Annotated in this window: 2 protein-coding genes; one reads left to right on the top strand and one right to left on the bottom strand. The window is 73.6% G+C overall.

Annotated features, from left to right (window positions below):
• A partial coding sequence (locus tag HW445_RS29655; RefSeq protein WP_180223905.1) for a PLP-dependent aspartate aminotransferase family protein occupies positions 1–1158 on the bottom strand: 1158 nt, incomplete at its 3' end.
• 117 nt (positions 1159–1275) lie between these two features.
• Here HW445_RS29655 and HW445_RS29650 point away from each other — a divergent pair.
• Positions 1276–1770, top strand: coding sequence for an Lrp/AsnC family transcriptional regulator (locus HW445_RS29650; RefSeq protein WP_180223904.1), 495 nt, complete (start codon positions 1276–1278; stop codon positions 1768–1770).
• Positions 1771–1775 lie beyond the last annotated feature (5 nt).

Raw genomic sequence — 1775 nt, 5'->3', positions numbered from 1 at the left:
CACACGTCTGAACTCCAGGCCGATGGAGAGCCGGACCACGTTGGCCGCCGGTCGGGCCTCGGGGGCGACCGGGCGGTGGGTGAGCGCGGCCGGGTGCTGGACGAGGGAGTCGACGCCGCCGAGGGAGACGGCGTGCGTGAACAGGGAGAGCGAGGACGTCAGGCGCTCGGCGGCGTCGTAACCGCCGCGCAGGGCGACGGAGATCATCGCGCCGGGTCCGCGCATCTGGTGCCGCAGGGAGCCGGTGCGGCCGTCGGCCAGCACGGCGGCGTCCAGGTCGGGGTAGAAGACGCGCTCCACGGCGGGGTGCCGGCCGAGCAGGCCGGCCAGCTCGCGGGCGGTCTCCTGCTGGGCACGGACCCGGGTCGGCAGGGTGGCGAGGCCCCGGTGCAGGAGGTAACCGGCCAGCGGGTGCAGCAGGGCGCCGGTGATCGCCCGGACCCTGCGCAGCGCCTCGGCGGTGGTCTCGTCGCAGGCGATGACGCCGCCGACGACGTCACCGTGCCCGCCCAGGTACTTGGTGGCGCTGTGCAGGACCATGGCCGCGCCCAGGGTGACCGGGTTCTGCAGCACGGGGGTGGCGAAGGTGTTGTCGACCATGACCGGGACCGCGCCCGCCTGCCGTACGACGCCGGCGATGTCGACCAGGTCCAGGGTGGGGTTCGCGGGGGTCTCCAGGATCACCAGGGCGGTGTCCGGGCGGGCGGCGAGGACGTCGGCCACCTCGGCGGGGCCGCAGAAGGACGCCTCGACCCCGAGCAGACCGGAGGCCAGCAGGTGGTCGGTGCCGCCGTACAGGGGGCGGACGGCGACGACGTGGCGCTTGCCGCTCCCACCGGTCGTGGCGAGGATCGCGGCCGTGGTGGCGGCCATGCCGGAGGCGAAGGCGACCGACGCCTCGGCCTGTTCGAGGTCGGCGAGGGCGGACTCGAAGCGGGCGACGGTCGGGTTCCACAGGCGCTGGTAGACGGCGCCGCCGTCGGGGAGCGGGCGGCCGCCGCCGGCCATCGACTCGTAGGAGTCCCCGCCGCGCTCGATGTCCGGGAGCGGATGGGTGGACGACAGGTCGATCGGGGGCGCGTGTACGCCCAGTCCGGTGAGGTCCGCGCGGCCCGCGTGGACGGCCAGCGTCTCGAAGCGCTCGGAAGAGATGCCCATGGCGGGAGCGTTGCACCGGGAACAGGATCGCAGCATGATCACTGCAGAATCGGCGGCGACCACGGCGACATCGGAGGTCGCCGACAAGACCGGCCGTCCGTCGCCCAGGGGATTTCGTTGAAAAAACGAGAGCAGCGGCCACTCGTCGACGAGTTGGACCGCAGGATCGTCGGCCTGCTCGCCGACGATCCCGAGCTGACCAACAAGGCCCTCGCCCGCCGCCTGGGTCTCGCCGAGTCGACCTGCGCCTACCGGGTGCGGGCGCTGCGGGAGCGCGGCGTGGTGGAGGGGACGACGCTGCGGCTCGACCTGGCGGCGCTGGGGCACCCGCTCCAGGCGCTCATCAAGGTGCGGCTGGAGCGGCACAACGCGGAGCACGTGAACCGGCTCTACGCGAGCCTGGTGCGCACGCCCGGTGTCATCCAGGTCTTCCACGTGGCCGGGGCCGACGACTTCTACCTGCACGTCGCGGTGGAGGACGCCGAGGCGCTGCGGGACTTCGTGCTCCAGCACGTCACCGTCCACCGGGTGGTGCGGCAGACGGAGACGCACCTGATCTTCGAGCGGCGGGAGGGGGTCGGGGTCCTCCCGGTGCCCGACGCGACCGTCTGAGCGCC

The organism is Streptomyces sp. UH6, assembly GCF_013421635.1.
In the GTDB taxonomy this organism is placed as follows: Bacteria; Actinomycetota; Actinomycetes; order Streptomycetales; family Streptomycetaceae; genus Streptomyces; species Streptomyces abyssomicinicus.
Note: the sequence above shows the minus strand (reverse complement) of the source record. Positions and strands in the feature narration are given on the sequence as shown.